The following is a 13,309-nucleotide window of genomic DNA, read 5'->3' as shown; positions in this document are numbered from 1 at the left end:
CGGCGGCGTCGATCTCGCCTCCGAGCCTATTTTGGGGATGCGCCGATGTCGCGACGTCTGGTCAGTTTGACCCTCGACACCCTGGAGGACCTGCCCCGGCCGTGCCGGCAGTGCGTCCACTGGGAGCTTGATCCGGTTTCGGCCGACCGGGCGTGCGCCGCCGGCGACCCGGGGCTGGAGAAGGAGGCCTGGGTCTCGCAGACACTGCTGGAGTGGGGCTCCTGCGGCAAGCTCGCGTACGTCGACGGCATGCCCGCCGGGTTCGTGATGTACGCCCCGCCCGCCTACGTGCCCCGGTCGATGGCGTTCCCCACCTCCCCGGTCTCCGCCGACGCGGCGCTGCTGATGACCGCGCACGTGGTCGCGCCCTTCGCGGGCGGCGGGCTCGGCCGGATGCTGGTGCAGGGCGTCGCCCGGGACCTCACGAAGCGCGGCATCAAGGCGATCGAGGCGTTCGGCGACGCGAAGTTCGGCGACGAGGGCGACCCGGCGGGCGGCTGCGTGGCCCCCGCCGACTTCTTCCTGTCGGTGGGCTTCAAGACGGTCCGTCAGCATCCCCGCTTCCCCCGGCTGCGGCTGGAGCTGCGCACCGCGCTGAGCTGGAAGTCCGACGTCGAGTACGCCCTGGAGAAGCTGCTCGGCTCGATGAGCCCGGAGACCCTGCTCCGGCCGGTCCGACCCGCCCCGGCGACCCGCTCCACCGGCGGCTGACGGCTCAGTTCGCGCCCACCCGGCGGCCTGCGGCGACCGCCGCGCGCAGCGCGCTGACGTCGATCGAGCCGGTGGGCACGTCCCGTTCGATCGGGAAGTACATGCGCTGGACGGCGGCGACGATCGCCTCGACCAGCCGGTCCCGGAACCGGGGGTCGACCAGCCGTGCCCGGTCGGTGGGCGACGTCAGGTAGCCCACCTCCACCCGCACCGCCGGCATCCGGGTCAGCCGCAGCAGCTCCCACGTCTTGGCGTGCGTACGGCAGTCCCGCAGGCCGGTGCGCGCCACGATCTCCCGCTGCACCAGCCCGGCCAGCCGCTCGCCGGTCGCCGAGGTGACCCCGTTGCCGGTGCCGTAGTGGTAGGTGGCGACCCCCTCGGCCTCCGGGTTGGCGTGCCCGTCGGTGTGCAGCGAGATGAACACGTCGGCGCCGAGGGAGTTGGCCAGGTGCGCCCGCTCGGCGTCCGGCAGGCAGCTCTGCGGCGTCGGGCCCCGGGTGAGCTGCACCCGCACGCCGGCCGCCGCGAGTCGCCCCTCCAACCGGCTGGCCAGGTCGTGCACCAGGTCGGCCTCGGTCCAGCGCAGCGGGCCGTCCGGCACCACCACCCCGGGATCGGTGCCGCCGTGCCCCGGGTCGACGACCACGGTCCGGCCGACGAGGGTCGGGCCGGCCTGCCGGATCGCGTCGGACTCGCGCAGCCACTGCGGCCGCCCGCCCACCACCTTCCGCCCCAGCCTGCGCAGCGTCCCCATGGTCTGCGGGCCGCAGGAGCCGTCCGGCTTGAGCCCCATCTCGCGCTGGAACTGGGCCACCGCCCGCGAGGTGCGTACGCCGTAGATGGCGTCGGCGCGTCCCACGTCGTACCCCATCTCCAGCAGGCGTTCCTGGAGCGACCGGACGTCCTCGCCGGTCAGCGGCTCCGGCACCGCGTGGTAGAGGGTGCGCGCGCCGAGCCGCCAGCGGGCGGCGTCCAGGGCGCGCCAGGTCTCCGCGCCGACCCGCCCGTCGACGCTGAGGCCCCGGGACTGCTGAAACGCCCGCACGGCGCGTTCGGTGTCGGCGTCGAACTCGTCGCCGGCCGGGAGCCCGGTCGCGAGCAGGTCGAGACCGGTCAGGACGGCGCGGATCTCGCGCACCGCCGGTCCGCGGTCACCGGGTCGGATCGGACGCACGCTCGCCCCCTTCGCAGGGTCGCCGGCCGGCGGCTCCCGGGTTGAGGCTATGCGGTCGGGCGGGCCGAGGTGGCGGTGTCCGCGCAGGTCACGGCCGGGAAACGCGAAACCCCGCGCCCAACGGACGCGGGGTTTCGCACGGCGGCTGTCAGAGCGCGGACTGGATCAGCTTGACCAGCTCGCCCTTCGGCTTGGCGCCGGCGATCGACTGGACCGGCTCGCCGTTCTTGAACACGGTCAGGGTCGGCACCGACATCACCCGGTACGCGCGCGCGGTCTCCGGGTTCTCGTCGATGTTGAGCTTGACGATGCTGACCTGGTCGCCCATCTCGCCGGCGATCTCCTCAAGCAGTGGCGAGACCTTGCGGCACGGGCCGCACCACTCCGCCCAGAAGTCGACGAGCACCGGCTTGTCGGACTTGAGCACGTCGACGGCGAAGCTCGCGTCGGTGACCGCCTTTGTCGCTCCCACTATGACCCTCCTACGGTCTTGCGATGTGTTCCTTCAGTCGTTTCGGTGCGCCGCCCGGGAAGCCCGGGGCACGGCGCTCAGCCTTCGAGCGTGGCGATGAAGCGCTCGGCGTCGAGGGCGGCGGCGCAGCCGGTGCCGGCCGCGGTGATGGCCTGCCGGTAGGTGTGGTCCACCACGTCACCGGCGGCGAACACGCCCGGGACGCTGGTGCGGGTGCTGGGGGCCTGCACCTTCACGTAGCCCTCGTCGTCCAGCTCCACCTGGCCCCGGAAGAGCTCGCTGCGCGGGTCGTGGCCGATCGCCACGAAGACGCCGGTGACGTCGAGGACCTTGCTCTCCCCGGTGTGCACGTTGCGGACGCGGACGCCGGTGACCTTGCCGTCGTCGCCGAGGACCTCCTCGACCACGCTGTTCCACTCGACCTTGATCTTCTCGTTGCCCAGCGCCCGCTCGGCCATGATCTTGCTGGCGCGGAACGAGTCGCGCCGGTGGATGATGGTGACCGACTCGGCGAACCGGGTGAGGAAGCTGGCCTCCTCCATCGCCGAGTCGCCGCCGCCGACGACCACGATGTGCTGGTTGCGGAAGAAGAAGCCGTCACACGTGGCGCAGGACGACACGCCGTGGCCGAGGTATTCCTGCTCGCCCGGCACGCCCAGCGGACGCCAGGCGGAGCCGGTGGAGAGGATGACCGCCTTCGCCCGGTAGGCCGTCTCGCCGACCCACACGGTGCTCACCGCGGCGGAGCCGATCTTGCCGGTGTCGGTCAGCTCGACCCGGGTCACGTCGTCGGTGAGGAACTCGGCGCCGAACCGCTCGGCCTGCTTGCGCATGTTGTCCATCAGCTCGGGGCCGAGGATGCCGTCGGCGAAACCGGGGAAGTTTTCCACCTCGGTGGTCGTCATCAGCGCGCCGCCGGACTGCACGCCCTCGATGACCAGGGGCTTGAGGTTGGCGCGCGCGGCATAGACCGCCGCCGTGTAACCGGCCGGCCCGGAGCCGATGATGATCAGGTTGCGGACCTCGTCCACTGCCGTCTCCCGATGTGTGTGGTCGCCATCGGCACGCGCACCGATGCCGGTCGGAGCGTCGACGCCGCGCGGACGCCGACTACTGACTTGCAGAACGTCATCGTACGAAGTGGGGATTCCCGAGCCGGTCATCCGGTGGGTCACGTCACGTGGAAGAACGGCAGAGGTGAATCAGGCGCAGCCGGTGGAGGCCCGCCGGGCCGGCGGCGGCCTCACCCTACCCGCGTCCGGTAGCGGGTGTCGGCACCGGACCCGGGCACCCCGCACTCGGGGCCGCTCACCCACGCCCAGCGCTCCCCGGACGGGTCGACGAAGCGCACTACCAGCGCCGGCGCGCCCTGGAAGCGCGCATAGTCGACGAGGTCGACGGTGAGCGGACCGGCACCGTGCTCGGCGCTGACCGCGGTGAGGCAGTCGGCCAGGGCGCCGGTGCCGGTGAGCCGGCCCAGGCCGCCGACGGCCGGCAGCCGTTCGCCGTCGTCGCCCCCGGCCGGCGCGTCCGGCCCCGCCCCGAACGACCTCGGCGGCTCGCTGGCGGGAGACAACCGGCCGCCGGCGGCCAGGGACTCCGGCGTCCAGTCGGTGCCCGAGCGTCGTGGCGTGCCGGCGAGGGTGAACCCGCCGCCGCCCGACTCCGCCTGCGCGTTGACCGCCCGGTCGGCCGCGCCGCCGCTCTGGTCGCTGCCGCCGACCACCTGGTTGAGCCCGAATCCGACGGCGACGACCGAGGCCGCGGCCAGGGCCACCGGCCCGGCGAGCCGCGCCCACCGTCGCCCGCGACCGCCGGGGCGGCCGGTCGTCGGGCCGGGACCACCGGCGGGCCGCCGCGTGCCCCCGGTGGGCTGGGCGGGCACCCGGCCGAGCCGGGCCTGGTCGGCGAGGCCCGCCCGGTCGGGCTGGTCGGCGGCACCGGCGGGCGTGCCGGGGCCGGCGCCGGCCAGCGCGGCGGTGATCCGGTCGGCGACGACCGGCGGCATCTGTGGTGCCGGCCCGGCCCAGGCCGCGAGGGCGTCGCCGACCGGGGCCAGGGCCGCCGCCAGCGCGTCGTGGGCCCCGGCCCAGGCCGGGTCCTCCGCGACGAGCCGCGCCACGACCGCCTCGTCGGGGGTGCCGTCCAACGCGCCGCCGAGGTAGTCGGCGAGCAGGTCGAGGTCGACCTCCCTGAACCCCCCGGCAGTCACGAGTCCTCCTGGTTGGCGACGCGCCGGGAGCGTCCCGACCCTGATCGGACGCCGTCGGTCGACCGGGGGTTCCCCTGGGTGACGGCCGGCACGTCCGGGCCGTCGGCACCGGCGCGCGGCGAGGCCAGCCGCACGGCCGGGCCCTGCTGTCGACCCGCCCCCGCGGCGTCGCCCGCCGGGGTGTCGGGCAGCGCGCCCGTACGCAGGTGCCCGAGCGCCACGGCGAGCCGGGCCCGGCCCCGGGCGCAGCGGCTCTTGACCGTGCCCTCGGCGACGTCGAGGATGCGGGCCACCTCGGCCACCGGGTAGCCCTGCACGTCCACGAGGATCAGCGCCGCCCGCTGCTCGACGGGCAGCTCGGCGAGCGCCTGCCGGACCACCAGGGCGGTGTCGTGGTCCTGGACGGGGGCGGCGGGCTCCGCGCCGCCGGTCGACGGGTGGCCGTCGACGCCGTGCGTGCCGTCGGGCAGCGGGACGGTCGGGTGCGCCTGCCGACGGCGGATCCGGTCGAGGCAGGCGTTCACCACGATCCGGTGCAGCCAGGTGGTCACCGCCGAGTCGCCCCGGAACCGGGCCGCCGCCCGGTGGGCGGACAGCAGCGCGTCCTGGAGGGCGTCGGCGGCCTCCTCGCGGTCGCCGAGGGTCCGCAGAGCCACGGCCCAGAGCCGGTCCCGGTGCCGGCGGAACAGCTCGGTGAAGGCGTCCCGGTCACCGGCGACGTGGGCGCGCAGCAGGTCGGCGTCGCTGGCGCGCTCGTCGTGACCGTCCATCACCGCGCCCGATCGCTGCGGTGCCCCGTCACCGGGCCCCGGTTCACGACCCCTGGACCGTGATCTCCTGGACGCCGATCTGGTAGCCCCGGTCGTTCGGGGGCAGCTCGGTGATCCAGAACAGCAGGTAGCGGTACTTCGCGTCGGCGTCGAAACCGTTGAAGGTCATCGTGGTGCCGTCGTGCTGCTCGAAGGGCTGCCCGATCGGGTTCTTCTTGTAGTTGTTGAAGAGCTCCTTGTCGCCCGACGAAGTGGGCGGCGGGTCGACGGTGCCCGCGAAGAGCTGGGCGGAGGCGCCGGTCGCGGAGAGGCTCACCTGCACCGACTTGACGGTGCGCTCCTCGCCGAGGTCGATCCAGACGCCCATGCCGCTCTTGGTGTTGCCGAAGTTCGACCGGGTGTAGGTGTCGGTGTCCCAGCCCTTGTCCGCATCGCCGTCGATCACCTTCTCGGCGCCGCCCAGCTCGTCGCGGAGCTTGCTGTCCGGGTCGACGATGCGGACCTCGGTCACCGACAGCTTGCGTACGGCGGCGGCGGGGGTGGCCTCGGTGGCCGGGGCGCTGCTGGACGGCCGGGCCACCGGCTCGGTCTGCGGCGTGTCCTCGTCGTTGCCGAGGACGCTGATGCCGATGAGCAGGCCGACGAGGGCGACTGCCAGGAGGCCGGCGATGCCGACGGCGACCTTCCGCCCGGCGACCGAGGCCAGCGGCGACGGCTCCTCGCCGTTGTCGGCGGCGAACCGCAGCGGGCCGGTGGGCTCCAGGTAGGTGTCGTCCTCGACCGGGATGTCCAGGCGGGCCAACTCGGCCGAGAGCACGTCCGACGGCGGCGGGGCGATGCCGGCGTCGAGCAGGTCCATGGTGAGGTCGTCGAGGTAGGCAGGCACGCCGGCCCGGACCTGGCGGGGCGCGGCGATCGCGCCGCTGGCGTCGCGGACGGCGTCGGGGATCGCGGCCCGGCCGTGGCCGGCGGTGGCGCCGTGCAGCGGGGCCTCGGCGTGCGGCCAGTGCCCGGTGAGGGCGAAGTAGAGGATGCCGCCGATCGCGCGGACGTCGTTCTCCTGGCTGTCCGCGCCATCGGTGCGGGCGTCGGCCAGGACCACGCGGCCCTCGTCGCTGATCATGACGGTGCCGGGGTGCACGTTGCCGTGCACCATGCCGGTGGCGTGCACGGCCGCCAGGGCGCTGGCCACGGCGTTGCCGACCGCGGTCGTCCGGCCCGGGTCGAGGGGGCCGTCGGCCACCATCTCCCGCAGGGACCGCCCGTCGACCCACTCGCGGACCACGTACGCCCGCTCGGCCTCGTCGATCGCGTCGTACACGCCGACCAGGTTGGGGTGGATCACCCGGCTGGCCGCGACGGCCGCCTGGAGCATCTCGGTGGCCGAGTCGCCGCCCGGGTAGCGCAGCACGACCGCGACCGGGCGGCGCAGCACCACGTCGACCCCGCGCCAGACCAGCCGGCCCGCGCTGTCGTTGTTGATGTGCTCGACCAGCTCGTACCGCTCGGCGAGGATCTCACCGGCCGTGGGAGCACCGAAGGTCATGATCGGCGGAGCGCTCTCCTCCGCCTGCTGACCCTCGCCGACCTGGGTCACCCGTCCTCCCTCGGTGATCGTGTCGATCGATGGACCCGCGCTGCTGGGCATCTGGCTTCCCGCTCTGCCTGTTGAGGAACCGGCCGACGGTCTCGACGCGGAGCGCCGGGGGTCAGCCGTACCCGTCGAGAGCGACCTTACCCGGGTTGCCGGCCTCCCCGACATGTCATCTTCCCGGCGTACCCGGCTGAGGTGCCGGGAGTGGCCGCGCCTGTCCGGTTACGACCGTTGTCGGCCGCGTTGCTGGCACATGTACTAGCCAATCTAGAGGTTGACGGCAAGTAGTCGTTGCAGGGGCCACGCCGGTGTGGCGTCCGGGTGGTGACGGGGGATTCCCCGCCGAACGGCCCGCCATGCTCAGCCTTACGGTTGGTTGTCCACAGGCACTTACGGCTGCTGACCGGCGAATCGCTGAGTTATCCACAGGGCTGTCCCCAGCCTGGTGATCCTCGATCACGCTCCGTGTCTGCCGGTCGGAGCGCCCGACGCGACGGGGGGCGTCGGCCGGTCGGAGAGGCCCGAGTCGGCGGGCCCGGTCGGCGGGGCGGCGGTCAGCGGCCGAGGCGGCGGCGGACCATCCCGACCACCTCGGTGATCTCGCCGATCCGCAGGACCATGGCCAGCCCGAGGTACGTCCCGACGATCACCGCCCCACCGAGGACCAGCCGGAACACGGCCTGCGGCCAGCTCAGCGTGTCGCCGCCGGGCAACAGGTTCACCACCAGCAGGCCGACCAGCGCGGCGCCGAGCGCGGCCACCACGACCTTGCCGAGCGTACGCATGATCGCGCCCAGCCCGATCCGGCCGACCCGGGGCCGCAGCAGCAGCGCGGAGAACACGGCGGCGGCCAGGTAGGAGACCGCGTTGCCGATCATCATCCCTGCCGCCGCGAAGGTGGCGGAGAAGGCGGCGAACAGCCCGATCTGCACGCCGATCCGCAGCGCCACCACCGGGATGTTGATCAGGGCCGGGGTGCGGGTGTCCGGGAGCGCGTAGAAGGCGAAGGTGAACAACTGGCTGACCGCGAACGGGACCAGCGCCAGCGCCGCCACCAGCAGCACCAGCGAGGTGGCGGTGGCGTTCTCGTCGCTGAACGCCCCGTAGCGGAACAGCGTCACCGACAGCGGGCCGGCGAGCACCGCGTAGCAGACCGCGATGGGGGCGAGCACCGCCGTGACCGTGCGGGTGCCCCGGGACAGGTCGGCGGCGAGGTCGGCGTACCGGCCGTCGGCGGCGGCGGCGCTCATCCGGGGCATCAGCGCCGTGATGATCGACACCGCGATGATGCCGTGCGCCATCATCAGCAGCAGGAAGACGTTGTTGTAGATCAGCGGGCCGGCGGCGTTCTCCCGGCCGGCGCGGTTGAGCAGGTTGAACAGGACGATCAGGCCGATCTGGCTGACCGCCACGTAGCAGAACATCCACGCGCCGAGCCGTCCCAGCTCGCCCAGGCCCAGGGCCCGGAAGTCGAACCGCAGCCGCCAGCGGAACCCGACCTTGCGCAGGGCCGGCAGCAGCCCGGCCGCCTGGATCGCCACCCCGAGCAGGGTGCCGCCGCCGATCAGCAGGATCCGCCCGGTGGTCATCTGCTCCGGCTCGACGATCTCCGCGCCGAAGATGGCGATGTAGAGGCCGGCGGTGGCGATCACCACGATGTTGTTCAGGATCGGCGCCCACATCGGGGCGGCGAAGTGCCCCCGGGTGTTGAGCACCGCGCTGATCAGCGCGCTGAGGCCGGTGAAGAAGATCATCGGCAGCATCAGGTACGACAGGTCGGTGACCAGCGACTGGTAGTCGCCGCTGGACTTGTCGCTCGCGTACAGCGAGGTCAGCAGCCCCGCGCCCAGGACGGCCAGCAGCGCCGCGACGGCCAGGGTGAGCACCGCGAGCGTCAGCAGCCGCTGCGAGTACGCCTGCCCCTGGTCCGCGTCGGCCTTGCGGCGGCGCACCAGCACCGGGATCAGGACGCTGGTGAGGATGCCGCCGAGCAGGAACTCGTAGACCATCCCGGGCAGGATCTGCGCCGTGGTGTACGCGTCGCCGACCAGCGCCCCGCCCAGCGCGGCGGTCAGCGCCAGCGTGCGCAGGAAGCCCGTGCCCCGGCTGACCAGGCTGCCGATCGCCATCACCGCGCTGTTCGTCGCGGCGCTGGCCTCGGCGACCTGCTCCTGCGGCGGCGCGGTCGACTCGATCGCGGGCTGGTTCAGCGGCTCCGCCGAGATGAAGGTGGCGTCGTCGCCGGGGGGCCGGCCGCCGCCCTGCGCGGCGTTCGCGCTGCGGTAGAGACCGCCGCTCATCTCCAGCCTCCCAGGGGTACGTCGGAGCCGGGCACCGGCCCGCACACCATGACCATAGTCAACACCTGCTGCCTACCCGCGCCCGGCGGATCAGGCCCCCGACCCGACCGATAGGCTGGCGATCCCATGTCCGAAGCCTCCGCACCCCACGCCGCCGACCGCCGCGAACTCACCGCCGCGCAGCGCAACGCCGTCGCCGAACTGCTCCGCGTCTCGCCGGTCGCCGACGAGTTGGGCCGCCGGTTCGCCGACGCCGGCCACGAGCTGCACCTGGTGGGCGGATCGGTGCGCGACGCCCTGCTCGGCCGCCTCGGCGACGACCTCGACTTCTGCACCGACGCCCACCCCGACCAGACCCTGCGGGTCGTCAAGGGCTGGGCCGAGTCGATCTGGGAGACCGGGCGCGAGTTCGGCACCATCGGCTGCCAGCGCGACGGGCTGCGGCTGGAGATCACGACCTTCCGCGCCGAGGCGTACGACCAGGTCAGCCGCAACCCGGTCGTGGAGTACGGCACCAGCCTCACCGAGGACCTCAGGCGGCGCGACTTCACCATCAACGCGATGGCGGTGAGCCTGCCCGCGCACCGGTTCACCGACCCGCACGGCGGCCTCGACGACCTCGCCGCCCGGGTGATCCGCACCCCCGGCACCCCCGCCGAGTCCTTCGGCGACGACCCGCTGCGGATGCTGCGCGCCGCCCGGTTCGCCGCCCAGCTCCGCTTCGCGGTGCACCCCGACGTGCGTGCCGCGATGACCAGCATGGCCGCCGACCTGGACCGGATCACCGCCGAGCGGATCCGCGACGAGTTCACCAAGCTGCTCTGCGGCGCGGACCCGATCACCGGCCTGCGGCTGCTGGTCGACACCGGCCTGGCCGACCGCTTCCTGCCCGAGCTGACCGGGCTGAAGCTGGAGATCGACGAGCACGCCCAGCACAAGGACGTCTACGAGCACACGCTCACCGTGGTCGCCAACGCCGTGTCGTACGAGACCGACGGGTGCGACTTCGTCCTGCGGATGGCCGCGCTGATGCACGACGTCGGCAAGCCGGCCACCAAGGCCGTCGGGTCGGACGGCCGGGTCAGCTTCCACCACCACGAGGTCGTCGGCGCCCGGCTGACCAAGGCCCGGATGAAGGCCATGCGCTACCCGAAGGACGTCACGGCCCAGGTGGTCAAGCTGGTGGGCCTGCACCTGCGCTTCTACGGGTACGGCCGGGGCGAGTGGACGGACTCGGCGGTGCGCCGCTACGCCACCGACGCCGGTGACCTGCTGGCCCGCCTGCACAAGCTGACCCGTTCGGACTGCACCACCCGCAACCGGCGCAAGGCGGCGGCCCTCGCGGCCGACTACGACGCGCTGGAGGAGCGGATCGCCCGGATCGCCGCCGAGGAGGACCTCGCCCGGGTCCGCCCCGACCTCGACGGGAACGCCATCATGGAGCTGCTCGGCGTGCCGCCGGGGCCGGTCGTGGGCCGGGCCTGGAAGCACCTCAAGGAGCTGCGTCTGGAGCGCGGCCCGCTGGACCGCGACGAGGCCGAGGCGGAGCTGCTGCGCTGGGCCCGCGAACAGGGCATCGGCGGCTGATCACGGGGGCCTGCGGACCTGGGGCCCGCCGGCGTGGCCTGTCGGGAAACTGACGACGCGACGGTAGCGTATCGACCGATCGGCTGAGGTAATTCCGTTCGACCAACGTCCATGATGATGCAACATCATCGCGGCCTCCTGTCCATTTCAGTGTGAGGCCGGATTCATTGTTCTCGGCCGTCCGAGGCGGACGGTCGATGCTGCAACGGGGAGATCTCTTTGACACGTCGTGGCGTAATGCGCCGCTCTGCGGTGGCCGGGCTCGCCCTCGCCTCCGCGACCTCCATCGCCCTCGCCACCACCACCGGCGCGGCGATGGCCGACCCGACCCCCCAGCCCGGCCCGGATGCGGCCGGCGTGGCGGCGTCCAGCCTGGACGCCGCCGGCAACCCGGTGCGGCCGAACCTGACCGCGCCGAAGCGGTCGCAGGCGCGTGACGCCTCGACCAAGGGCGTCGTGCCGGGCCGCTACATCGTCAAGCTCAAGAACGGCAAGGCCAGCGCGAGCACCACCCGCAGCACCGTCAAGGCCCTGTCCAAGGCCAACGGCGGCACGGTGCGCAAGGTCTTCACCGGCGCCCTGCGCGGCTACTCCGCCCAGCTCACCCCCGCCCAGGCGAAGCGGCTGGCGGCCGACCCGGACGTCGCGTACGTCGAGCCGGTGCGCAAGGTCTCGGCGAGCGGCACCCAGACCAACCCGCCCTCGTGGGGCCTGGACCGGATCGACCAGACCACCCCGGCGCTGAGCAAGTCCTACACGTACCCGTCGTCGAGCGGCGTCACCGCGTACATCATCGACAGCGGCATCAACGTCAACCACCAGGACTTCGGCGGCCGGGCCAGCTCCGGGTTCGACGCGGTCGACGGCGGCGACGCCGCCGACTGCAACGGCCACGGCACGCACGTGGCGGGCACCGTGGGCGGCACGACCTACGGCGTCGCCAAGGACGTCGACCTGGTCGCGGTGCGCGTGCTCGACTGCTCGGGCTACGGCACGACCGAGGGGGTCGTCGCCGGGATCGACTGGGTGACCACCAACGCCCAGAAGCCGGCGGTGGCGAACATGAGCCTCGGCGGTGACGTCGACCCGGTGCTGGACGACGCGATCGCCACCTCCATCGGCGAGGGCATCACCTACGTCGTCGCCGCCGGCAACGAGGCCGACGACGCCTGCTTGCACTCGCCGGCCCGCGCGCCGGCCGCCATCACCGTCGGCGCCACCGACCGGGTCGACATGATGGCCGGCTTCTCCAACTACGGGACCTGCCTGGACACGTTCGCCCCCGGCGTCGGCATCACCTCGGCGTGGATCGGCGGCACCACCGCGACGCAGACCATCAACGGGACGTCGATGGCCGCGCCGCACGTGGCCGGCATCGCCGCCCAGCTGCTCGCGCAGAACCCGGGCTGGAGCCCGCAGCAGGTGCGCAACGCCGTCGTCACCAACGGCGTCTCCGGCGCGGTGCTCGGCCCGGCGGGCAGCATCGACCGGCTCGCGCACGTGGGCGCGGCCCCGGTGGCGCGCACCAACGTCGGCCTGCGGGCCCGGGTCAACGACTCCCTCGTCGTGGCCGAGAGCGGCGGCTCCAAGCCGCTCATCGCCCGTAGCTGGCAGCTCGGCGGGTGGGAGAAGTTCGACGTCGTCTCCGTCAGCAGCGGGGTGGTCGCCCTCAAGTCGAAGGCCAACGGCAAGTACGTCGCGGCCGACGGCAGCGGCAGCAAGCCGCTGATCGCCAAGAGCACCGCGATCGGCGCGTGGGAGAAGTTCGCGCTCGTCAACAACACCGACGGCAGCATCAGCCTCAAGGCGCAGGTCAACGGCAAGTACGTGGCCGCCGACGGCGCGGGCAGCAAGCCGCTGCTTGCCAAGAGCGCCAGCATCGGTGCCTGGGAGAAGTTCGACTTCGAGGCGCCCAACCCGATCGTCAGCGTGAAGGCCAAGGCGAACGGCAAGTTCGTGGCGGCCGACGGCAGCGGCAGCAAGCCGCTGCTGGCCCGCAGCACCTCGGTCGGCTCCTGGGAGAAGTACGAGCTGGTCGACCTCGGCTACGGCTGGGTCGCCTTCCGCGCGCTGGTCAACAACAAGTACGTGACGGCGCAGAGCGGCGGCTCCCAGCCGCTGCTGGCGAAGGCCGGCGCGATCAGCGACTGGGAGGCGTTCTTCGTCGGGTGGCACCACCCGGACGGCACCGTCCACCTGTACGCGAACGCGAACAGCAAGATCGTCAAGGCCGACAGCGGCGGCAGCAAGCCGCTGATCGCCAAGAGCACCTCGGTCGGCTCGTGGGAGCAGTTCACCATCGGCCTCGCCTGACCGGCCCCGCACCACATCCGACGCCCGTCGGCACCGCCCCCACCGGGGTGGTCCGGCGGGCGTCGGCCGTTGCCCCGCGAGCCGGACACCCGTACCCCTCCGGATGCCGGAACCCGCCGGGTGCCCGTACCCGAAAGCGAAGCCGGCCGGGCCCACGACGGGCCCGGCCGGCAACG

10 protein-coding genes are annotated in these 13,309 nt (G+C 73.2%); 3 read left to right on the top strand and 7 right to left on the bottom strand.

Features of this window, described 5'->3' with window-relative positions; translation table 11 throughout:
- The first annotated feature begins 45 nt into the window (after nt 1–45).
- Complete coding sequence (locus tag O7628_RS12260; RefSeq protein ID WP_074478242.1) at nt 46–711, top strand: GNAT family N-acetyltransferase; 666 nt, start codon at nt 46–48, stop codon at nt 709–711.
- A gap of 4 nt (nt 712–715) precedes the next feature.
- On the opposite strand, the gene O7628_RS12255 is transcribed toward O7628_RS12260, so the two are convergent.
- The 7 genes from O7628_RS12255 to murJ all read right to left on the bottom strand — a co-directional run bounded on the left by O7628_RS12255 (nt 716) and on the right by murJ (nt 9,233).
- Nucleotides 716–1,885 carry an N-acetylmuramoyl-L-alanine amidase gene (locus tag O7628_RS12255; protein ID WP_278130454.1) on the bottom strand — a complete coding sequence of 390 codons (1,170 nt, stop codon included), beginning with the start codon at nt 1,883–1,885 and terminating at the stop codon, nt 716–718.
- Between the two features lie 148 nt (nt 1,886–2,033).
- Nucleotides 2,034–2,357: a thioredoxin gene (gene trxA, locus O7628_RS12250; RefSeq protein ID WP_043960991.1), complete on the bottom strand. Its 324-nt coding sequence runs from the start codon at nt 2,355–2,357 to the stop codon at nt 2,034–2,036.
- 77 nt (nt 2,358–2,434) lie between these two features.
- A complete protein-coding gene (gene trxB, locus O7628_RS12245; RefSeq protein ID WP_278130452.1) occupies nt 2,435–3,388 on the bottom strand; it encodes a thioredoxin-disulfide reductase in 954 nt (317 codons plus the stop codon).
- A gap of 212 nt (nt 3,389–3,600) precedes the next feature.
- Nucleotides 3,601–4,569 (bottom strand): hypothetical protein, encoded by a 969-nt coding sequence (locus tag O7628_RS12240; protein WP_278130450.1) that lies wholly within the window; start codon nt 4,567–4,569, stop codon nt 3,601–3,603.
- Entirely contained in the window at nt 4,566–5,339 is a 774-nt protein-coding gene (sigM, locus tag O7628_RS12235; RefSeq protein WP_278130448.1) for an RNA polymerase sigma factor SigM, read from the bottom strand. The genes O7628_RS12240 and sigM overlap by 4 nt, the downstream gene beginning before the upstream one ends.
- Nucleotides 5,340–5,382: 43 nt before the next feature.
- Nucleotides 5,383–6,987, bottom strand: a complete 1,605-nt coding sequence (locus O7628_RS12230) for a protein kinase family protein (protein WP_278130446.1) — start codon at nt 6,985–6,987, stop codon at nt 5,383–5,385.
- A 500-nt stretch (nt 6,988–7,487) separates the two neighbouring features.
- The gene (gene murJ / locus O7628_RS12225) at nt 7,488–9,233 is read right to left on the bottom strand and encodes a murein biosynthesis integral membrane protein MurJ (protein WP_278130444.1); all 1,746 of its coding nucleotides are present in this window, start codon (nt 9,231–9,233) and stop codon (nt 7,488–7,490) included.
- Nucleotides 9,234–9,359: 126 nt separating this feature from the next.
- Here murJ and O7628_RS12220 point away from each other — a divergent pair, with 126 nt between their 5' ends.
- Nucleotides 9,360–10,820, top strand: coding sequence for a CCA tRNA nucleotidyltransferase (locus O7628_RS12220; RefSeq protein ID WP_278130442.1), 1,461 nt, complete (start codon nt 9,360–9,362; stop codon nt 10,818–10,820).
- A gap of 237 nt (nt 10,821–11,057) precedes the next feature.
- Nucleotides 11,058–13,133 carry a S8 family serine peptidase gene (locus O7628_RS12215; protein ID WP_278130440.1) on the top strand — a complete coding sequence of 692 codons (2,076 nt, stop codon included), beginning with the start codon at nt 11,058–11,060 and terminating at the stop codon, nt 13,131–13,133.
- Nucleotides 13,134–13,309 lie beyond the last annotated feature (176 nt).

Origin of the sequence: Micromonospora sp. WMMD956, from assembly GCF_029626125.1 — a bacterium.
In the GTDB taxonomy this organism is placed as follows: domain Bacteria; phylum Actinomycetota; class Actinomycetes; order Mycobacteriales; family Micromonosporaceae; genus Micromonospora; species Micromonospora carbonacea.
This window is presented reverse-complemented; position numbering and strand designations above follow the sequence as displayed.

Bases quoted from the DNA above. Each gene is read 5' to 3' on its own strand.
- murJ (WP_278130444.1), bottom strand. From the start codon at position 9,233: ATGAGCGGCGGTCTCTACCGCAGCGCGAACGCCGCGCAGGGCGGCGGC.
- O7628_RS12215 (WP_278130440.1), top strand. From the start codon at position 11,058: ATGCGCCGCTCTGCGGTGGCCGGGCTCGCCCTCGCCTCCGCGACCTCC.
- sigM (WP_278130448.1), bottom strand. From the start codon at position 5,339: ATGGACGGTCACGACGAGCGCGCCAGCGACGCCGACCTGCTGCGCGCC.
- O7628_RS12230 (WP_278130446.1), bottom strand. From the start codon at position 6,987: ATGCCCAGCAGCGCGGGTCCATCGATCGACACGATCACCGAGGGAGGA.
- O7628_RS12260 (WP_074478242.1), top strand. From the start codon at position 46: ATGTCGCGACGTCTGGTCAGTTTGACCCTCGACACCCTGGAGGACCTG.
- O7628_RS12220 (WP_278130442.1), top strand. From the start codon at position 9,360: ATGTCCGAAGCCTCCGCACCCCACGCCGCCGACCGCCGCGAACTCACC.